This window comes from Paraburkholderia agricolaris (assembly GCF_009455635.1).
Lineage (GTDB): Bacteria > Pseudomonadota > Gammaproteobacteria > Burkholderiales > Burkholderiaceae > Paraburkholderia > Paraburkholderia agricolaris.
The window spans coordinates 4,785,013-4,805,373 of the sequence record NZ_QPER01000001.1 but is presented as its reverse complement, the minus strand read 5'-3'; the positions used below and the strand labels follow the sequence as shown (position 1 = coordinate 4,805,373).

18 protein-coding genes are annotated in these 20,361 nt (G+C 63.1%); 11 read left to right on the top strand and 7 right to left on the bottom strand.

Translation table 11 applies throughout. The features are described from left to right. The first annotated feature begins 7 nt into the window (after nucleotides 1-7). The 5 genes from GH665_RS21230 to GH665_RS21210 all read left to right on the top strand — a co-directional run bounded on the left by GH665_RS21230 (nucleotide 8) and on the right by GH665_RS21210 (nucleotide 5,946). On the top strand, nucleotides 8-682 hold the full coding sequence (locus GH665_RS21230) for a chemotaxis protein CheW (RefSeq protein WP_246216255.1): 675 nt from the start codon (nucleotides 8-10) through the stop codon (nucleotides 680-682). Then, nucleotides 679-3,120, top strand: coding sequence for a hybrid sensor histidine kinase/response regulator (locus tag GH665_RS21225; RefSeq protein ID WP_153138109.1), 2,442 nt, complete (start codon nucleotides 679-681; stop codon nucleotides 3,118-3,120). Before GH665_RS21230 ends, GH665_RS21225 begins: the two co-directional genes overlap by 4 nt. A 17-nt stretch (nucleotides 3,121-3,137) precedes the next feature. Continuing rightward, entirely contained in the window at nucleotides 3,138-4,154 is a 1,017-nt protein-coding gene (gene cheB / locus GH665_RS21220) for a chemotaxis response regulator protein-glutamate methylesterase (RefSeq protein WP_153138107.1), read from the top strand. 82 nt (nucleotides 4,155-4,236) lie between these two features. After that, the gene (locus tag GH665_RS21215; RefSeq protein ID WP_153138104.1) at nucleotides 4,237-5,346 is read left to right on the top strand and encodes a diguanylate cyclase; all 1,110 of its coding nucleotides are present in this window, start codon (nucleotides 4,237-4,239) and stop codon (nucleotides 5,344-5,346) included. A 129-nt stretch (nucleotides 5,347-5,475) separates the two neighbouring features. Next, on the top strand, nucleotides 5,476-5,946 hold the full coding sequence (locus tag GH665_RS21210; RefSeq protein ID WP_153138102.1) for an HIT family protein: 471 nt from the start codon (nucleotides 5,476-5,478) through the stop codon (nucleotides 5,944-5,946). 145 nt (nucleotides 5,947-6,091) lie between these two features. Here the strand turns inward: GH665_RS21210 and GH665_RS21205 are convergent, their stop codons facing one another. Further along, nucleotides 6,092-6,271 (bottom strand): hypothetical protein, encoded by a 180-nt coding sequence (locus GH665_RS21205; protein ID WP_028197647.1) that lies wholly within the window; start codon nucleotides 6,269-6,271, stop codon nucleotides 6,092-6,094. Between the two features lie 299 nt (nucleotides 6,272-6,570). On the opposite strand from GH665_RS21205, the gene speG reads away from it, so the two are divergent. Then, nucleotides 6,571-7,113 carry a spermidine N1-acetyltransferase gene (speG, locus tag GH665_RS21200; protein ID WP_153138100.1) on the top strand — a complete coding sequence of 181 codons (543 nt, stop codon included), beginning with the start codon at nucleotides 6,571-6,573 and terminating at the stop codon, nucleotides 7,111-7,113. A gap of 439 nt (nucleotides 7,114-7,552) precedes the next feature. Next, complete coding sequence (gene sap1, locus GH665_RS21195) at nucleotides 7,553-7,891, top strand: surface attachment protein Sap1 (RefSeq protein ID WP_028197645.1); 339 nt, start codon at nucleotides 7,553-7,555, stop codon at nucleotides 7,889-7,891. Between the two features lie 280 nt (nucleotides 7,892-8,171). On the opposite strand, the gene GH665_RS21190 is transcribed toward sap1, so the two are convergent. From GH665_RS21190 to GH665_RS21170, 5 genes are all read right to left on the bottom strand, one after another. Further along, entirely contained in the window at nucleotides 8,172-9,905 is a 1,734-nt protein-coding gene (locus tag GH665_RS21190) for an IlvD/Edd family dehydratase (protein ID WP_153138098.1), read from the bottom strand. A gap of 39 nt (nucleotides 9,906-9,944) precedes the next feature. After that, nucleotides 9,945-10,949: an L-arabinose ABC transporter permease AraH gene (gene araH, locus GH665_RS21185; RefSeq protein WP_153138096.1), complete on the bottom strand. Its 1,005-nt coding sequence runs from the start codon at nucleotides 10,947-10,949 to the stop codon at nucleotides 9,945-9,947. An 80-nt stretch (nucleotides 10,950-11,029) separates the two neighbouring features. Beyond that, nucleotides 11,030-12,580, bottom strand: coding sequence for an L-arabinose ABC transporter ATP-binding protein AraG (gene araG, locus GH665_RS21180; RefSeq protein WP_153138094.1), 1,551 nt, complete (start codon nucleotides 12,578-12,580; stop codon nucleotides 11,030-11,032). 100 nt (nucleotides 12,581-12,680) lie between these two features. Beyond that, complete coding sequence (locus tag GH665_RS21175) at nucleotides 12,681-13,685, bottom strand: arabinose ABC transporter substrate-binding protein (protein WP_153138092.1); 1,005 nt, start codon at nucleotides 13,683-13,685, stop codon at nucleotides 12,681-12,683. Between the two features lie 197 nt (nucleotides 13,686-13,882). After that, entirely contained in the window at nucleotides 13,883-15,340 is a 1,458-nt protein-coding gene (locus tag GH665_RS21170; protein ID WP_153138090.1) for an aldehyde dehydrogenase family protein, read from the bottom strand. Between the two features lie 190 nt (nucleotides 15,341-15,530). On the opposite strand from GH665_RS21170, the gene GH665_RS21165 reads away from it, so the two are divergent. Beyond that, nucleotides 15,531-16,511 (top strand): LysR family transcriptional regulator, encoded by a 981-nt coding sequence (locus GH665_RS21165; RefSeq protein ID WP_153138088.1) that lies wholly within the window; start codon nucleotides 15,531-15,533, stop codon nucleotides 16,509-16,511. Nucleotides 16,512-16,667: 156 nt separating this feature from the next. Beyond that, nucleotides 16,668-17,222 (top strand): YaeQ family protein, encoded by a 555-nt coding sequence (locus tag GH665_RS21160; protein ID WP_153138087.1) that lies wholly within the window; start codon nucleotides 16,668-16,670, stop codon nucleotides 17,220-17,222. 124 nt (nucleotides 17,223-17,346) lie between these two features. Here GH665_RS21160 and GH665_RS21155 read toward each other — a convergent pair whose 3' ends face one another. Next, nucleotides 17,347-17,772 carry a VOC family protein gene (locus GH665_RS21155; protein WP_028197637.1) on the bottom strand — a complete coding sequence of 142 codons (426 nt, stop codon included), beginning with the start codon at nucleotides 17,770-17,772 and terminating at the stop codon, nucleotides 17,347-17,349. 397 nt (nucleotides 17,773-18,169) lie between these two features. Between GH665_RS21155 and ada the strand changes: the two genes are divergently transcribed. Then, a complete protein-coding gene (gene ada / locus GH665_RS21150) occupies nucleotides 18,170-19,354 on the top strand; it encodes a bifunctional DNA-binding transcriptional regulator/O6-methylguanine-DNA methyltransferase Ada (RefSeq protein WP_246216254.1) in 1,185 nt (394 codons plus the stop codon). Continuing rightward, entirely contained in the window at nucleotides 19,351-20,268 is a 918-nt protein-coding gene (locus tag GH665_RS21145; RefSeq protein ID WP_153138085.1) for a DNA-3-methyladenine glycosylase family protein, read from the top strand. The genes ada and GH665_RS21145 overlap by 4 nt, the downstream gene beginning before the upstream one ends. Nucleotides 20,269-20,361: the final 93 nt, after the last annotated feature.

Here is a 20,361-nt window from a genome sequence, read left to right as displayed (position 1 = left end):
GCGCACCGTGACTTTCGACGATTGCTGGAATCGCATTGGCGTGCGCGGCGATTCGTCGTGCGAGCGGCTGACCGAGTACGTGCGTTGTCTGAATTGCCCCGTGTTCGAAGCGGCCGCGGCCAAATTGCTGGAGCGACCGATTCCCCTTGTGGATCTCTCGCTGCATGACGCCGAGACGTCACCGCATCAGCAGCGGCAGCAGCAACACGACCCGCAAGGTGCGAGCGAGTCGTTCCTCATTTTCCGGATCGGCCGCGAATGGCTCGCGCTGCCTACGCCGATCTTCAAACGCATCGTGCAGACGCGGCCGGTTCATACCTTGCCGCACCGGCAGCATCGCGCGGTGCTGGGCGTGGTGAATGTGCAGGGCGACTTGCTGGTGTGTCTGTCGCTCGCGCATCTGCTCGGTTTCGAAACCGACACCACGGCGGCCGACGATCAGGCGCGCCACGATCTGCCGCGTTTGCTGGTGGTCTCGCGCGCCGAAGAGCATGCGGTATTTCCCGTCGACCAGGTCGACGGCGTGCATCGGCTCGCAGTCACCACCTTTTGCCCGCCGCCCGCGACGCTCTCGCACGCGGCCGCCGCGCATACGCGCGCCGTGGCCCCGTGGCGCGGCATGACGGTCGGCTTGCTCGACGCTGACGCCTTGTTCGATACCTTGAACCGGAGTCTCGGATGACGGACGACCCGCGCCGCCCGTCGCTGATCGATCTCTTCCGCGAGGAAGCGCGGACCCAGGCGCGCGTGCTCAACGACGGCCTGCTCGCCCTCGAACGCGCGCCGCGCGATGCCGCCGCGCTCGAGGCCTGCATGCGCGCGGCGCACTCGCTGAAGGGCGCGGCACGTATCGTCGGGGTGCAGGTGGGCGTCGAACTCGCGCACGCGATGGAGGATTGTTTTGTCGCGGCGCAGGAAGGGCGCGCGTTACTCGATGCCGCGTGGATCGATGAGTTGCTGCGCGGTGTCGATATCGTTGCGCGCATCGGCAATGATGAGGATGAGTCGGCGCGTGACGCGGTGAGTGCGTGCGTCGCGTCGTTGCAAGCGCGGATGGCCGGTATCGTGCCGCACGGCGCGGCGATGCGGCGGGAAAGTGCGCCGCAGGCTGCTGCTACGCCGGCCGAAAATCCTGCTCGCGTCGCCGGATCTGTGCCCAGTATCACCACCGAACCCCAAGCCGCATCCGCCGACACGGCTCACGACGCAGACGCCGCATTCAATCTGCTCGCCAACGCTCTGCGCGCCGAAGCCACGCCAGCGTCAGGCGCATCGGTCAGCACGACAGTAAATCCGTCGACGGCCGATTCCAGAAGCGCTCCGGCATCAACCGCATCCGGTTCAACCGAAGCAAGCCGCCTAACCACCGACCCCGGCCGCATGCTGCGTGTACGCGCCGACAACCTCGACCGGCTCCTGTCCCTATCCGGCGAATCGCTGGTCGAATCGCGCTGGCTCAAACCCTTCGCGCAATCGATGCTGCGCGTCAAGCGCGTCCAACGTGACGGCTCGCGTGCGCTGGATCAGTTGCACGAGACACTTGCCGACCTGAAGCTTGATCCGCGCACGCAGGCCGCGCTCGAAGAATTGCGCCGCCTCACCGCGGAATCGCAGCATCTGCTCGCCGAGCGCCTGGCCGATCTGGAGAGCTTCGACCGCCGCTCGACGCATCTGTCGCAGCAGCTTTACGACGCCGCGCTGCAATGCCGGATGCGCCCTTTCGGCGACGGCACCGGCGGTCTGGCGCGCATGGTGCGCGACGTCGCGCGTTCGCTCGGCAAGAAGGTGCGCTGGCAACTGGTCGGCGAATCGACTCAGGTGGATCGCGACATCCTCGATCTGCTCGAAGCACCGCTCGGCCACCTGCTGCGCAACGCGATCGACCACGGTATCGAAGCGCCGTCAGCCCGTCTCCTGCGCGGCAAGTCCGAAGAAGGCACGCTCACGCTCGACGCGCGCCATACCGCCGGCTCACTGCTCATCACCGTCACCGACGACGGCGCGGGCATCGACCTCGAAGCCTTGCGTGCCTCGATCGTGCGCAAAAAACTGGCGAGCGCCGACACCACCGCGCGCCTGTCCGAGGCCGAACTACTCGAATTCCTGTTCCTGCCCGGCTTTTCGTTGCGCGATCAGGTTACCGAGGTCTCGGGCCGTGGCGTCGGACTCGATGCGGTGTACGACGTCGTCAAGCGCGTGCGTGGCACGGTGCGCATCACGCACGAACCCGGCCTCGGCACGCGCGTGCAGTTGCAGCTGCCGCTGACGCTTTCGGTGATCCGCAGCCTGCTCGTCGAAGTCGCGGGCGAGCCGTACGCCGTGCCGCTCGCGCATGTCAACCGCACGCTGCACGTGAGCCGCACGGAGATCGAACTGCTCGAAGGCCATCAGCACATTGCCTTCGACGGCCGCCGTATCGGCGTCGTCACCGCGCATCAGATTCTCGATACGGCGCCGCCCGCTGACGAAGCCGAACCCGTCAGCCTGATCGTGATCGGCGACGGTGAAGAAACCTACGGCGTGGTGGTCGACCGTTTTCTCGGCGAGCGGATGCTGGTCGTGCAGCCGCTCGATCCACGTCTCGGCAAGATCAGGAACATCACCGCCGGCGCGTTGATGGAAAACGGCGACCCGGTGCTGATCGCGGATGTCGACGACTGGCTGCGCTCGGTCGAGAAACTCGTGGCGGGCGGCGATCTGAAACACACGCAGCACGGCACCGCCCTCGCCGCCCGGCGCGTCACCCGGCGCGTGCTGGTGGTCGACGATTCGCTCACCGTGCGCGAACTCGAACGAAAGCTGCTGGCCACACGCGGCTACGACGTGACGATCGCCGTCGACGGCATGGACGGCTGGAACGCGGTGCGCAGCGAGCGCTTCGACCTTGTGATTACCGACATCGACATGCCGAGAATGGACGGCATCGAACTCGTCACGCTCATCAAGCGCGACCCGCAACTGCAGTCGCTGCCGGTGATGATCGTCTCGTACAAGGATCGTGAAGAGGACCGCCGCGCCGGCCTGAACGCGGGCGCGGATTACTATCTGGCGAAAGGCAGTTTCCACGACGAAGCACTGCTCGACGCAGTGCGCGATCTGATCGGCGAAGCTTACGGTTAAACCCACGGGTAAAACGGATGAAAATCGGAATCGTCAATGACCTGCCCCTTGCCGTCGAAGCGCTGCGCCGCGCGCTGGCCGCGCGCCACGACTACGAGGTGCTGTGGGTCGCGCAGGACGGCCAGCAGGCAGTCGATTTCTGCACCGCGCAGCGGCCCGACATCGTGCTGATGGATCTCGTGATGCCGAACGTCGACGGGATCGAAGCCACGCGCCGCATCATGGCGAAGGCGCCGTGCGCGATCCTGATCGTAACCGTCGACGTAGGCGCGAACGCGTGGCGCGTCTATGAAGCAATGGGCGCGGGCGCGCTCGACGCCGTGGATACGCCCTCGCTGAGCGGCCCGGACGCGCACAGGAGCATCGCCACCCTGATCGCGAAGATCGACCGCATCGCCGCGCAGGTCGCGGAACGCAACGCGCCTGGCACGGCCGCTGCGGCGGAAACGAAAAGCGTGACCAATCGCGACACGCCGCTGGTGGCGATCGGCGCCTCGGCAGGCGGCCCGGCAGCGCTCGCCACCCTGCTCGGCGGTTTGCCGAAGGATTTCCCGGCGGCCATCGTGATCGTCCAGCACGTCGACGCGGCGTTTGCCGCCGGTATGGCCGACTGGCTGAACCAGCAGTCGGCGCTGCCGGTGCGGATCGCGAACGAAGGCGACCGGCCGCAAGCCGGCGTCGCGCTGCTCGCCGCCACCGACGATCATCTGCACCTGAAATTACCCAACGTGCTGGGCTATACGAACGTGCCAACCGAAACGCCCTACCGGCCTTCCGTCGACGTGTTCTTCCATAGCGTTGTGGCCCGCTGGCCGGCGCGCGCGATTGGCGTCCTGCTGACCGGCATGGGCCGCGACGGCGCGATCGGGCTCAAGGCGATGCGCACCAAGGGCTACCGCACGATTGCACAGCATGAGGCGACCTGTGCCGTGTACGGCATGCCGAAGGCGGCCGCGGCGCTCGACGCCGCCGCCGCGATCCTGCCCCTGCCCCGCATCGCCGCCGCGCTTGCCGCCGCCGTCGGTGCCGGCTAAGGCCGGGCAAGCGCACACTACCCACACATTGGCCACACATTAGCCCGCTACGACTCACTGACATTCATTCTGGCTGACCAACATGGACACTTCCAAACCGTATCAGAACGCCACCGCGCCGGACCTCGCAGAACACGACGCGAACGCGCAGGCGTACGCGGTGGACGCGCCCAACAGCGCCATCGACGACGCGTTAGCCCGCATCCTCGATAGTCCGCCCGCCGCCGAATGCCCGATCATGGTGCTGCTGGTCGACGATCAGGCGATCATCGCCGAGGCGGTCCGCCAAGCGCTGGCTGACGAAGGAAGCGTCGACTTTCACTACTGCGCGTCGCCTGAAGATGCGCTGCGCTGCGCGGAGGAAACCCGTGCGACGGTGATCCTGCAAGACCTCGTCATGCCCGGCACCGACGGCCTCACGCTCGTGCGGCAGTACCGGCAAAATCCGGCGACGCGCGATATTCCGATCATCGTGCTGTCGACCAAAGAGGAGCCGCTGGTGAAAAGCGCCGCCTTCGCCGCCGGCGCCAACGACTATCTGGTGAAGCTGCCGGATCGCATTGAGTTGATCGCGCGGATTCGCTATCACTCGCGCTCGTATCTGAACCTGCTGCAGCGTGACGAGGCCTATCGGGCGCTGCGCCAGTCGCAACAGCAGTTGCTCGCGACCAATCTGGAACTGCAGCGGCTCACGCATTCGGACGGCTTGACGGGTTTGTCGAATCGCCGTTACCTCGATCAGTACCTGGCCGCCGAGTGGCGTCGCGGCACGCGCGACAAAACCGGCCTCGGTTTTCTGATGATCGATGTGGATAACTTCAAGGCCTACAACGACACTTATGGGCACGTCGCCGGCGACGAGGTGCTCAAACGCGTCGCGCAAACCATCGAATCGTGCCTTGGACGCGCGCCCGATCTCGCGGCGCGCTTTGGCGGCGAAGAGTTTGCGGTGGTGTTGCCGGGCGCGTCGTCGGGTGGCTTGCGCCTGCTCGCCGAGAAAATCCGCCTGGCCATCGAGGGGCTCGGCATTGCGCATGCCGGGTCCGCGAGTGGTGTCGTGACGATCAGCGTCGGCGCGGCGGCCATCGTGCCGTCCGCCGCCGAACCGGTGACGACGCTGATCGAAGCCGCCGACGTCGGGCTGTATCGGGCGAAGCGGGACGGGAAGAATCAGGTGGCGGTGATTCGCTGATTGCCGGCTGGCGCCGGCACCGTCCAGGAACGGGACAGAGACAAATACGGCGCGCTGTAACAGAGGTAGTGGACAATATCGTCGACGGCCTCCCCAGCTTGAACCGTACGGCAACCAAAAGGACGCGTGATGAACTACGACGACAGCAATCCCTTCGCGAAGATTCTGCGCGGCGAACTACCTTGCATCAAGGTGGCGGAAAGCGATGCCGCGCTGGCGTTCATGGATTTGATGCCGCAAGCCGACGGCCACATGCTGATCGTGCCAAAGGAAGCGGCGGTTGAGATTTTCGAATTGTCGGACGCCTCGACGGTAGCCTGCATGCGCATGACGCAGAAGCTCGCCATCGCGGTGCGCGCGGCCTTGCGCCCTGACGGCGTATTCATCGGACAGTTCAACGGCGCCGCAGCGGGACAAACGGTGCCGCACGTCCATTTTCACGTGATCCCGCGCTGGGAAGGACAGCCGCTGCGCATGCATGCTCGCGAAGTTGCCGACGCGGCCACGCTAGAAGCCCTGGCCACGCGCATTCGCAACCACTGGCGCGCCCCTGCCGACGCCACAGGCGGCCCGGACGACCGAACTGGTCATGCCCCGTAATATGTGTAATGGCTGGTGAAACCAGCCGCACGCGCGCTACGGCTAGACTGGCGTCTGCCTTGTACCCGCAAGGCATTGAGTGTGGATCTCTTTTTAGCCTGCCCGAAACGGCAGGCTTTTTTATTTGCAGGTCCGATCGCTCAACTCAAAGCCGATGCCGCGCGCGCCGCAGCGGATGCCGCCAGTCGATACGCCGCGGTTTCGCCGGCATAGGCTGCATATCGTGCAGATGCCGATGCTCCTGCCACAATTCGTCGGAGAAAAGAAACGCGACGATAAGTAGCGGGATGACCAGAAAGGCGCCTAATATCAAGTGCTCGATCACGGTAGCCTCCATCGCAAGAGCTTGATTTCATTGTAGAGCACCGCATGTGCCCATACGGTGCCAAGCCCCTCACAAATTTGCGACAAGCACGTGAAAAGTGGCCTGCGACAACGCGCCGCGCCACCCTTGCCGAACCCACACGGCGCCTCACGCCTTACAAGAGCGGCCTGCGCCAGCGTCAGACGTTGTAAGAACTCCCCGCGCCGAACCCGGACTAACAGAAAACGCGAGCCCGGGCTTTCACCTTGGACTTGCGCGCACCACCCAATAACTCACCAATAATTCTCAAGGGGAATCCAATGACTATCGAACGCAGCAGCGAACTCACCCTGCGGCCGCTCGAGCGCACCGATCTGCGCTTCGTTCACGAAGTGAACAACAACGCCAAAATCATGCGTTACTGGTTCGAAGAGCCCTATGAAACGTTTTCTGAACTGACCCAGTTGTACGACCAGCACGTGCACGATCTGCGCGAGCGCCGCTTCGTGGCGATCGACAATGAGGGTCAAACCGTAGGTGTCGTCGAATTGATCGAGCTCGACTACATCCACCGGCGCGGAGAATTTCAGATCATCATCGCACCGCATGCGCAGGGTCGCGGCTATGCCACCGTCGCCACCCAGCTCGCAATCGACTACGCGTTTTCGGTGCTGAACCTGCGCAAGGTCTACCTGATCGTCGACAAGTCGAATACCGCTGCCATCCACGTTTACGAGAAGTGCGGTTTTCGGCATGAGGCCGAGTTAATCGAGGAGTTTTTCGGTAACGGCCGCTATCACAATGCGTTACGCATGTGTATGTTCCAGTCTGAATTCTTCAAGACCGGTCAGCACGGCGAGTAAGCTCACCCATGCCAGGTGCGTCATGCGGCAACGTGTGACGCACCTGGCACCGTTTATCTTCTGTACGTACACCGTTATTTCGTGTTTTTTGATTAGTCGGGTGAATGACTTTGTGTGCAACGCACCAAGTGCGCCCGCTAATTGTATTAATTCACTTAATTGGTGCCTCTCGTTTACGCCAATACGTACCGCAAAGCTTTACTGGTTAAAGCGATGCGCCCTACCCGTCTTTTAGTTATCCGTTTCAATCCAGCCGATTTAAGTGCCTGCCCAAGGTTTAAGCAGGTGCGACAGGTGGTGCGACAATTCGCCGCTGTTGCGACCGCACACAAGATGTGCTTGTCGTTCTCTCACGTTCTCCTAAAGTGCAAGGTGCGGGTTCGACGTTAAAGTTAAATACATAGCTAACCTGAGTATTCAACCCGCACCGGAGGAAAATATGAAAACGCGAATCGCCCTTGTTTTCGCCATTGCGGGATTGGCTGCCGCATCTGTTCAGGCGCAAGACGTGATGGTCAAGCCGCAGCAAACCATCCAGTTCAAGGCCAACGCGTACGGCTGCCTGTCGAAGGATAAGCTCGACGCCGCCGATGTCCACGCGCAAGCCGGTGAACAACAAAAGATGCAGGAATTCTTCTCCGGATATCAGTGTGTTTCCACGCCAGAAAACTCGAATTTCCGAGTGGTTCGCGTGGTCGGCCATGATGTCGAATTCGTGAATGCCGCCAATAGCGATACCCAAGGCCTCTGGGCAAACGATCGATTCATTAAACAATAAGCTAAACGCCAACGCTGCGTCGAAACCCCAAAGCTTGAAGGGGTTTCAATTAACGCCAACCCTCCAGCTTTAAAAACTGGAGGGGGTGAACCTGCGAGTTAAAAAACGGCTGGGCATTACGCGCCCGGCCGTTTTTTATTTCAGCTCGCTTTTGCCCCCCTTGCCCCTTGCTTTGCTCTGATGTGACGGCGAAAAAAAACCGATGCGGGCTTTCGGTCCGCATCGGTAATACGCCTTCTCGCAAAGCGCAGGGAGAAACGTTCAACCGTTCAAACGGCGCTCAATGCGAATCGCGCGGCACCGGCGCGCCGCTCGACCCGACCAGAAAGTCGAGATCCGCGCCCTGATCCGCTTGCAGCACGTGTTCGACATAGAGCTTGTAGTAGCCGCGTGTGGGCGGCGCGGGCGGCTGCCACGCGGCGCGGCGGCGCGCGAGTTCTTCGTCGGTAATGTCCAGATGAAGCCGGCGGGCATGCACGTCGAGTTCGATCATGTCACCGGTTTGCACGAACGCGAGCGGCCCGCCCGCGGCCGCTTCAGGCGACACGTGCAGCACCACCGAGCCATACGCCGTACCGCTCATGCGGCCGTCGGAAATGCGCACCATGTCCGTGATGCCTTTTTGCAGCACCTTCTTCGGCAGCGGCATGTTGCCGACTTCCGCGAACCCCGGATAACCCTTTGGCCCCGCCCCTTTGAGCACCATCACGCAATGCTCGTCGATGTCGAGCGAATCGTCGTCGACCTTCGCGTGCAATTCCTCGATGTTCTCGAACACCACCGCGCGGCCACGATGTTTCAGCAGATGCGGCGTCGCGGCCGAAGGCTTGATCACCGCGCCGTTCGGCGCCAGGTTGCCCTTGAGCACCGCAATGCCGGCCTTCGGCTTGAACGGCTCGGCGAAGGTCGTGATGACCTTCTCGTCGTAGTTCGACGCGTGGCGCACGTTGTCCCAGATCGTCTTGCCGTTCACCGTCAGCGCTTCGCGATGCAGCAGACCTTGCTCGCCGAGTTGCTTGAGCACGGCCGGCAAACCGCCCGCGTAGTAAAAATCTTCCATCAGGTATTCGCCCGACGGTTGCAGATTCACCAGGCACGGCACGTCCGAGCCCAGCTCCCAATCTTCCAGCGACAACTCGACGCCGATGCGCTTGGCCAGCGCGATCAGATGCACCACCGCATTGGTCGAGCCGCCGATCGCCGCATTGGTGCGGATCGCGTTTTCGAACGCCTGGCGCGTGAGAATCTTGTCCATCGTCAGATCCTCGCGAACCATATCGACGATGCGCCGGCCCGCCAGATGCGCGAGCACCTGCCGGCGCGCATCGACCGCGGGAATCGCCGCGTTGTGCGGCAAGCCCATGCCGAGCGATTCGACCATCGAGGCCATCGTCGATGCCGTGCCCATTGTCATGCAGTGGCCGCGCGAGCGGTTCATGCACGACTCGGCTTCGGTGAATTCTTCCTGCGTCATCGTGCCGGCGCGCACTTCCTCGGACATCTGCCAGACGCCCGTTCCGGAGCCGATGTTCTTGCCGCGAAACCGTCCGTTGAGCATCGGGCCGCCCGACACCGCGAGCGCCGGCAGATTGCACGACGCCGCACCCATCAACAGCGCAGGCGTGGTCTTGTCGCAGCCGACCAGCAGAATCACGCCGTCCATCGGATTGCCGCGAATCGACTCCTCGACATCCATTGAAGCGAGATTGCGAAACAGCATCGCGGTAGGCCGCAAATTGGTTTCACCAAGCGACATCACCGGAAACTCGAGCGGCAAACCGCCGGCTTCGTGCACGCCTTTTTTCACGTACTCGGCGAGCTCGCGAAAATGTGCGTTGCACGGCGTCAGTTCGGACCACGTATTGCAGATGCCGATCACCGGGCGTCCGTCAAATTCGTCGTGTGGGATGCCCTGATTTTTCATCCACGAACGATGCAGAAAACCGTCGCGGTCCTTGAGGCCAAACCACGCCTGGCTGCGCAGCGGCTTTTTAGTCTGGTTGGAATCAGCCATGAAATCTCCTGTTGGCAAGCATGTAGGGCGGGGCGCGCGTCAGTGCACGCGCTTGCTGCGGCGGTACTGATCGAACAGCACCGCGAGCAGCAGAATCCCGCCGCGAATCAGGTATTGATAGAAAGTCGGCACATTCATCAGGCTCATGGCGTCCTGCACGGAGCCCATGATCAGCACGCCGACCAGCACACCGGAAATCGTCGCGACGCCGCCCGTTAGCGAAACACCACCGAGCACGCACGCGGAGATCACGCCAAGTTCGAGACCGACCGACGTTTTCGGGTCGCCGAGACTCATGCGCGATGCCAGCATCACGCCTGCAAAACCCGTTACGAGGCCCTGCAATACGAATACTGTGATCTTGATTCGGGTGACCGGCAAGCCCGCGAGCAGGGCGGCCTCGCTATTGCCGCCGACGGCCAGCACGTTCTTGCCGAATACGGTTTTCTTCAGCAGAAAACCGAACAGCACGAAGCCGACGATGTTGCTCCAGATCGGATACGAAATGCCGAGGAACGCGCCGCCGCCGAGGTCGAAGAAACGCTCCTCCGAAATCATCACCGCGTCGCCGTTCGACGTGATGTAGGCGAGGCCGCGCACGACCTCCATCATCGCGAGCGTGACGATCAGCGAGTTGATCTTGTAGCGCGCGACCAGCACGCCATTGACCAGTCCGACCGCGCCACCCGCGAGCACGCCGGCGGCGATACCGAGCGTCACGCTATGGGTCGCGGTGATCAAGGTGGACGCCACCACGCCCGCGAACGCCACGATCGACGCCACCGACAGATCCACTTCGCCGAGCGCGAGCACGAACATCATCGTCACGGAGATCGAACCGATCAGCGTGACGGAAAGCAGCAGCCCCTGGATGTTTCTCGAGCTTAAAAAGTCCGGCACGGTGAACGACAAAACCGCGAACAGGATGACGAACACCATCACGATGCCGGACTTGTTGAGCAGGTCCCAGGTGCGTGCGGCGCGCGCGCTCAGGCCCGAGGAAGCGACAGCTGGAGTAGGGGAGTCGGTTGAGGGTGTGTGCATAGTGTCTATTCCGTTTTCAATGGCGCAATCCGGTTCGGTTGCCTTGGGTTGCCATCCGTTGCCCGATACGTGTGGCGTTCTTAACGAGGCAGCGCGAGCTTGATCAGCGCATCGGGCGTGGCCTGCGCTTTCGGCAGATTGCCGACGATGCAGCCTTCCTTCATCACGATCACGCGATCCGCCACGCCGATCACTTCGGCCAGATCGCTCGACACAACGATGACCGTGCGGCCGGCCTCAGCGAGTCCGTACAACAGCCCGTATATTTCGCTGCGCGCGCCGACGTCGATGCCGCGTGTGGGTTCGTCCATCAGGAACACGTCGATCTCTTCGGCGAGCCAACGCGACAGAATCACCTTCTGCTGATTGCCGCCGGAGAGGGTGCCGATCGGTGTTTCGCCGTTACGCGTTTTGATCGAAAGCTTGCCGATAAACTCTTTCGCGGTCTGCGCTTCCTTGCGGCCGTTGAGCACGTTGAAGCGGCTGAAGTGGCGGCGGCAACTGATATTGAGGTTGTCCGATACCGAGGCAATCGAAACGATGCCTTCCTGCTTGCGATCCTCCGGACACAGCGCGACACCCGCACGCACCGCATCGCGCGGCGTGGCGAAGCGCACGCGCCGGCCTTTGAGCGCAATCTCGCCGGTCTCCGGTTTCACGGCCCCGTAGATAAGCTTCATCAACTCGGAACGTCCCGCACCGACCAGCCCGAAGAACCCGAGGATTTCGCCTTTACGTGCGCTAAACGAAGCCGGTTCGCGCAGGCCACGTCCCATCAATTCCCTGACCTCGAGTTGCACACCGCCGAGTTCGCGTGAGCGATAGCCGTACACGTCGGCGATCGAGCGGCCCACCATGCAACTGATCAGGCGATCGCGATTGAGCCCTTCACCGGCTTCGAACGTATCGATGCGGCGGCCATCTCGGAACACCGTCACGCGATCGCATAGTTCGTAGACTTCGTCCATCCGATGTGTGACGTAGACGATCGCCCGGCCCTCCGCCTTCAACGCACGAATAATCCGGAACAACTGCGTGGTTTCGCGCGACGACAACGAACTCGTCGGTTCGTCGAACGCGATCACGCGAGCATCGCGCATCAGTGCCTTACCGATCTCGATCATCTGGCGCTGACCGATCGAGAGATTTTTCACCTGCTGCGCAGGGTCGATCTTTTCGCCGAGTCTTTCCAGTTCGCGCACTGCGCGTGCAAGCAGCGCTTTTTCATCAAGCACGCCGAAGCGGTTGGGCAACGCACCGAGCATCAGGTTTTCCGCCACCGTCAACTCCGGCACCAGATGCAGTTCCTGGTAGATGATCGCAACGCCCGCCGCGATAGCCGCTTTCGTGGTGACGAACTGCTGCTCAACGCCATCGAGCGACAACCTGCCCGCCACCGGCTGATTCACGCCGGACAGCACTTTGAGCAGCGTCGATTTGCCGGCGCCGTTTTCGCCCATCAAGCCGTGTACTTCGCCGCGCCGCACGTCGAGCGACACCTGGTCGAGCGCGAGCACGCCGGGAAAGCGCACGGTGATGCCGTCGAGCCGCAGATACGGATCAGCCGACGTAAGCGCAGGTGAGGGCGCCTCTGCGGGCAGCGCCGTTTCGCCAATATGAGAAACCGTCATCAAAAAGCCTCTAGCGGGTGGACAAGCTGCGCGGGCCGCTTTCGCGTCAGTGTTAGCGTCAACGTGAAAGAAGCCCGCTTCGCGCAAACTCGAAGACCGCTTAAATGCCGAGTTCTTTACGCACGTCCAGCCAGTTGCTGCGCACCATCAGCTTGCCGGTGGTTTGCGTATCGGCCGGCGGCTGCTTGCCGTCCTTGATCCACTCGACGAGGTTTTCCGTGCTCTCCTTGCCGTGCATCGTCGAGCTCACGGCGATCGTGCCGTAGAAGCCCGTCGGCTCCTTCTTCTGGAACTCGGCGAACGCTTCGCCCGCGCCGTTGATGCCGACGCCGATCACGTCGGCCGCCGGAATGTGCAGTTGCTCGGTCGCGCGAACGCCGCCCAGCACGCTTTCTTCATTGAGCGCGAAGATGACCCACTTCTTGATGTTCGGATGCTGCGCGAGCACCGGCGACGATGCGTTGAAACCGCCTTCGTCGTCGGTGGTCTTCTGCGGCGCGTCGAAGATGTTTTCCTTCTTGAAGCCACCGGCCAACAACGTTTCCGTCGCTCCGTCAGTGCGCAGTTTGGCGGTCGGCAGTTCGTAGTTCGTGATGCGCAGCGCGCCGACTTCTTCCGGCTTCCAGCCGCGGCGCTTCATTTCTTCAGAGATCGCCGTGCCGACCTGATTGCCGATCTTGAACGCCGACATGCCCAGGTGTGGCACATTCGGCAGCGGCTTGCCGGTGGAGTCGACCAGTTGATCGTCGACGGTGACGAACTTCATGTTGTAGCGCTTCGCACGCGCCTGAATCGCCGGTCCGAGCCGCACGTCGGGCGCGCAGATCACGAAACCTTTGGCGCCTTGTGCGCCGAGATTGTCGATCGCAGCCAGCACTTTCTCGCCGTCCGGCGTGCCGATGTTGACCACCGAGAAGCCGTCCTTCTGACCGAGCGCGGTGGCAGCCTTCTGTTCGTTGATGAACCAGGCCTGCTCCGGCATCTTCACGAGGAAGCCGACTTTGAGCGGCTGATCGGCGTGCGCGGAGAATTGTGCGGCAAAGGGCGCGGCGAGGGCCGCGGCGGCGATCGCGGATAGCGTCAAACGGCGAAGCTTGCTGGTCATACCTGTCTCCTGAGGTTGAAAAGCTGCATTGATTTCGTTTATTTGCAGCGAGGGTGCACGGCGGCGTCAGCCGGAACGTGGATAAGGTTTGGGGTGAAGCGCGCAATGCGCTGCCGCGCCCGCGGCGGTGGCCGCCGTGCGGCAAGCCGTGCATCGAGCGATGGATTGACCCGCGGTCCGAGCTGCTCTCATGGCCATCAACTCGCAACGTAGGCCGTTTTCACGGCCGTCCAGAACGCTGCATCGGTTGCGCCGTAGGCCGACGCCTTGCGACCACCACCGGGCGCGTGATATTCGACGGCGGTGGTCGGCAGATTGATCGTGACGAGGCCGCACTGCACGTGACGGCGGAAATGCCGCGCGCGGCTCAGCGAGCGCGTGCAGATGCCGGCGCATAACCCGTAGGCGGTGTCGTTCGCGAGATGCAGGGCGTGGTCGTAATCGTCGGCGTTCAGCACCACGGCAAGCGGGCCGAAAAGCTCTTCTCGCGCGATGCGGTGTTCCGGTTCGCCGACGAACAGCGCCGGTTCGAAAAAGTAACCCCGTGTCGTGCGTTCAGCGCGTTCGAACTGACGGCCGCCGCACAGCAATTCCGCGCCTTCCTGCTGACCGATGCGCACGTGGTCGAGATTGCGCTCCAACTGCGCGGCGTTGGCGAGCGGACCGATATCCGTGCCGTGCTTCAGTGCGTGATCGACGCTGAGTTTTGCGAGCCTCGTCTGCAACGCGTCGACGAACGGCTCGAACACCGCCCGTTCGACGATCAGCCGCGACGCGGCTGTACTGCGTTGGCCGGCGCAGCTGTAAGCGCCGCTGAGTGCTGCGTCGACAGCACCGTCGAAATCGGCATCGGCCAACACCACGAACGGATTCTTGCCGCCCATTTCCAGTTGCACGCGCGCCTGTCTCGCCGCTGCAACCTGTAGGACACGCGTGCCGGTTTCCGCCGAACCGGTGAAGCTGATCGCCGCCACCAGCGGATGCGCGGCGATCCGCGCGCCGACCTGCCGCCCGCTGCCCATCACCAGATTGAATACCCCGGCCGGCAAGCCAGCGCGGCTCACGATCGACGCCAGCGCCGCCGCGCAAGCCGGCACGGATTCGGCCGGTTTGAAGACCACGCAATTGCCGTGGGCGAGGGCGGCGCCGATCTTCGCGGCGGCAATCGCCAGCGGCGCGCTCCACGGCGCGATGATGCCGACCACGCCGAGCGGTTCACGCGTCACGTCGATTTCGACACCGGGGCGTGCCGATACCCCTGACTCGGCGGACACGCGAAGGGCTTCCGCGGCGAAGAACTTGAAGATCTGGCCGGCTCGCGTGGCTTCGGCCAGCGCTTCCGGCAGCGTCTGGCCGACTTCGCGCGCAAGCAGCCGGCCCAGTTCGTCACGGCGCGCCAGCATCTCGCTGCCGATCGCATCGAGGGCATCCGCGCGGCGCTGCGCCGAACCCAGCGACCATTCGCGGAACGCCGCGCTGGCCGCTTCGATCGCGGTATCGGTCTGCCTCGCGTCGGCCCGCACGTACTCGCCGACCGGCTCGTCCAGATCCGACGGGTTGAGCGACACGCCCGTGGTCGCGCCCGTCTCCCAGCCGCCATTGATGTAATGGCGGAACGGACTGGCAACAAGCGGGACGAGCGGATCGCGATTCATCGACGGGAAGGCGCTGCCTAAAGAAAACTTATGAGGACGCTCACAAAGTCCACGAATGGTATGAGCCGTCCCAATAACTTTCCAATCCCTTTTTAGGCCATCCCGATATCAATTTCGATATGGCATCATGGAGGCTTCACAACGGCAAATCGTCCAACAGACGGCCTCAAGCCGCATAGGGAGACAGGCCATGACGACTCGTAGCTACTCGAACTGGTTCGTGCGGGCGCGCCTCAAGACACGGCAGTTGCTGCTGCTCGCGGCAATGGAAGAGGAGGGCAACGTCCGGCGCGCCGCCGACGTGCTCGGCATGACCCAGCCCGCCGCGTCGCGGCTCCTGAAAGAGCTCGAGGACATGCTGGAGGTGAGTCTGTTCGACCGCACGCCGCACGGCATGCACGCCACGCTGTACGGCGAGGTGATGATCCGTCACGCGCGCATGGTGCTCTCGAATCTCAGCCACGCGCATGACGAAATCTCCGCACTACGCGCCGGTCTGGCCGGCCAGGTGCGGATCGGCGTGATCGCCGCGGCCGCCGCGACAATGGTGCCGCGCGCCATCGCGAGCGTGAAAGAACGTTATCCCCAGTTGCAGATCTGGGCGGAAGTGGAAACCTCGGACGTCATGCTGCCGAGACTTGCCGAGGGCGAACTGGACATCATGATCGGCCGGGTATTGGAGCGGCAAAACCAGCTCAAGGCGGAAATCCGCTACGAACCGCTCGCCGACGAGCCGCTATGTGTGGTGGCGCGTCCCGGCCATCCTCTCGAAAATGAAACAGGTTTGACACTGCGCGGAATCGTCAACGCGAGCTGGGTTTTGCACCCGCCGGGCAGTGTGTTGCGCCATCGCTTTGATCTGATGTTTTCGCAGATTGGACTGAATCCGCCTCAAAACGTCGTCAATACCAACAATTTTCTGGCAATTTCGAGCTTATTGCTTCAAAGCGACATGTTGGCGGTTTTACCCGATGAAGTGGCGCGCCAGTACCAGCAGTACGGTGTTCTCAAGCGTGTACCGCTCGATTTACCGTGCAGAATGGATACATTCGGTATCATCACGCGCCAGTCGCACCTGCTTTCGCCGGCGGCCTCCATCGTGCTCGAAGCCTTGCGGGAAGCCGCAGGCGAGGTCTACGGCAGCAGCTTCGAACCGGCAGTGGCGCGATAAATGCTTCTCCTGTTGCGATAGTCGCAATTGCAGCCGGCCTCGGCTCAGGAGGAACACGCGATGTACACCAAACACCGAACACGGCAACGCGCCGTCGACGATTCTTTTTCTGTTCGCTCCGGCTCCGGTGGGGCGAGCGCCTGGTTTAGCAACGGCATGGCTCTCAAATCGACGATTTACAAAGCAGAACTCCAGATTGCCAACATGGACCGGCACTACTACGCCGACCATGCCCTGACGATCGCCCGTCATCCCTCCGAAACCGACGAACGGATGATGGTGCGCGTCGCCGCATTTGCGTTGTTCGCGCAGGAACGGCTCGAATTCTGTAAAGGTTTGTCGGATGTCGACGAACCGGACCTCTGGCAAAAGGACCTGACGGGCGCGATCGAAACCTGGATCGAAGTCGGCCAGCCGGACGAACGGCGCATTGCCAAGGCAAGCGGCCGCTCGAACGAAGTGATCGTGATCGCCTATGGCGGCCGCACCTCGGACATCTGGTGGCAAGGAGTGCGCAGCAAGGTCGAACGCATGCGCAATGTGACGGTCTGGACGCTTGGCGAAGACGTTGCCGCCGCGCTGGGCTCGCTCGCCGAACGGACCATGCGCCTGCAATGCACGGTGCAGGATGGCGAAGCGTGGCTCGGCAGCGCCGACGCCGATGCGGTGAAGATCGAATGGACGGTGTTGAAGGCGCCTGCCAACGCCTGATGACGCGGGTAAGCGCTAGCTACCGCCAACCGCGCATGCCGCACGAACTTCGCCTACGGCTGCGCCCGCCTGCATCGTTTGACACCTGTCTGTCGCACAGGCCGGAACGTGGCGGCTACGCCCGTCACAGCGACGTCGCACGTGCTGCTTCAGGCGGCCCTTTGAGCTCGACCATATTGCCTTCCGGGTCGAATAGATACAGCGACTGCCCAAACCCATCGGCGCCGTAGCGCAAAGCCGCCTCGCCAGGCCGCGCGCCGTGTTCGGCCAGATGCGCCGTAAGCGCTTCGGCGTCGAACGGCTCGACACGCAAACATACGTGGTCCATATTCCGCCCCGCGCCCGGCACCCCATTCTCGGGATGATCGAGCTTGGCGCCAACCTTTAACAGGTCGATCAGCGAGCGCCCCGCGCGTAATTGCGTCAGGCCCAGATCGGGCTGCTCCTTCTCGATGCTGCAACCGAGCACTTCGCAATAAAAACGCGTCATCTCCGGAACATTCGATGCCCGAATGACGATGTGATCGATCTCGCGAATATGGATTTTCATGTCGAACGCCCCTTGGCCCCGTTCGCAGAACGGATGAACAGCCATCAGTGTAGGAGATAGCAGGGGCAGCGAGAACGGGCGATGAGGCGTGCGCGAGGGACAGATCAGAAAACATCAGACGAAAAAAAGCCCGCTCTATGTGGAGCGGGCTGAATCCATATCAGGAGGAGACATGGAGGAGACAGGTACTAATATACACATGGGGTTGGTGCGACGCAATAACTTTTTAAGGGAAAACCCGATATCGTGCCAAATTGTCGCAGTTTGGGGCGAAACGAGCGCCTGGCGGGCGCCCGGAGCCTACGAGGAAGTGCAATGACAGAGCAAGAACCGGAGCGTAGTGTGTTGGCATGCGGCCTACATTGGTGAGCATCGACACCGCTTTTTCGGGACCATCATGAACCGCACCGACCGTACTTTCCATACCGAAACCGGCAGCGAAACCGCCATTGGCGACACCCACTGGACCACCGACGCCGAGCGTTGGGACGCCGTCACCCGCCGCGAGCCGCAGGCCGACGGCGCGTTCTTCTACGCCGTCAAGACGACGGGCGTGTTCTGCCGCCCGTCATGCGCATCGCGCCAGCCACGCCGCGAAAATGTCGCATTCTTCACCGACGCAAACGCCGCGCGCGCCGCGGGCTATCGCGATTGCAAACGCTGCCAGCCCGGCGGATTGCCGCGCGAGCTGGAGATCGTCAATCGCGCGTGCGCCGCGCTGGACGCCGATCCGCAACAGCGCCTCACGCTCGCGCAATTGAGCGATGCCGTGCATGTCAGCCCATTTCACTTGCAGCGCCTGTTCAAGCGCGTGGTGGGCGTGTCGCCCCGTCAGTACCAGGCCGCGCAGCGCGGCGCCGCGTTGCGCGATGCGCTGCAGAGCGGTTCGGACGTGACCCGCGCCACGCTCGACGCCGGCTTCGGCTCGCCATCGCGCATGTACGACAGCGCGTCGGCGGAATTGGGCATGGCGCCGTCCGCGTTCCGCCGCAAGGGTGCGGGACTTACCGTGCGTTACGCCAGCGCACCGACCTCGCTCGGCTTCGTGCTGGTCGCCGCCACCGATAAAGGCATCTGCAAGATCGGGTTCGGCGACGATGCCGCGATACTCGCCGACGATTTGCGCGACGAATTCGCCAATGCCGAGTTGGTCGAAGATGCAACGCGGCTCGCACCGTTCATCGCGCAGATCGACGCCTATCTGCGCGGCACGCGGCAGGACTTCGACCTGCCTCTGGATATCGCCGCCACCGCCTTCCGGCAGCGTGTGTGGGACGCACTACGCCGCATTCCCTACGGCGAGACGCGTAGCTATTCGCAGATCGCAGAAGCCGTCGGTTCACCTCGCGCCGTGCGGGCAGTGGCGAGCGCGTGCGCGACGAATCCGGTCGCGTTGGCGATTCCGTGTCATCGCGTCGTGCAAAAGGGTGGAGCACTCGCGGGGTATCGTTGGGGGCTGCCGCGCAAGGCCGCGCTACTCGACAACGAAGCCCGGCACGCCGGCGACGTTTCGCCCGACAAATCTGAGCGCCGCGAACCTGCGGTCGTTACCGCCACCACTAAACTGGACCACGCCGCGTGAGCACGCTTGACGACGTCGCAACACTCGAATTGCCCTTCAAACCACCCTTCGACTGGCCGCGTCTGCTGCGCTTTTTCGGCGGACGCGCGACGCCCGGGGTCGAAGCGGTTGAAGACGGCGCCTATCGCCGCGCGATCGATTGGGCCGGCGACAGCGGCACGCTGACCGTACGCCTGCATCCGCGCAAGCGCTGCATCGTTGCGAACATCGAAGGCCCGGCGAGCCGTCATGCCGACGCGCTCGCCACGCCGATCGCGAGAATGTTCGACCTGCACGCCGATCCTAAGAAAATCGGCCGTGAACTGGCCGCCGACCCATGGCTCGCACCGTTGATCGAGGCCGTGCCAGGTTTGCGCGTACCAGGCGCGTGGTCGGGCTTCGAACTGGTGGTGCGCGCGATCGTCGGCCAGCAGGTGAGCGTGAAGGCGGCGACCACGATCATCGGACGATTGGTGCAGCGTGCCGGCGAGCGTATCGAAGGTCATTCGCATGAGCACACCGCGTGGCGCTTTCCAACACCCGCCGCGCTCGCTGCGGTGAATCTGGAGAAGATCGGCATGCCGGGTAAACGCGTAGCGGCGTTGCAAGGCTTCGCACACGCAGTGGCTACAGGCGACGTGCCGCTCGACAGCAAGGTCGCCGACGCCGACAGCCTGCGCGCGGCGTTGCTCGCACTGCCTGGCATCGGTCCATGGACGGTCGAGTATGTGGCAATGCGCGTATGGCGTGATGCCGACGCCTGGCCCGCATGGGATCTGGTGCTGATGCAATCGATCTGCGCACGCGACCCGTCGCTCGTGAGGCCCACGCAGCAGCGCACACGCACCGATGCGTGGCGGCCGTGGCGCGCATATGCGGCGATGCATCTGTGGAACGAGGTCGCGGATCGGGCAGGGGCCGCGCGCGGCGGCTGAGGTCGTGCGGCCGTCGGGCGCATGACGGGTAGTCCGGTGCAGGGCAAGCCATTTGTCCTGCGATCAGGCCGGGCCGTGTCGCCTGAAGGCCTG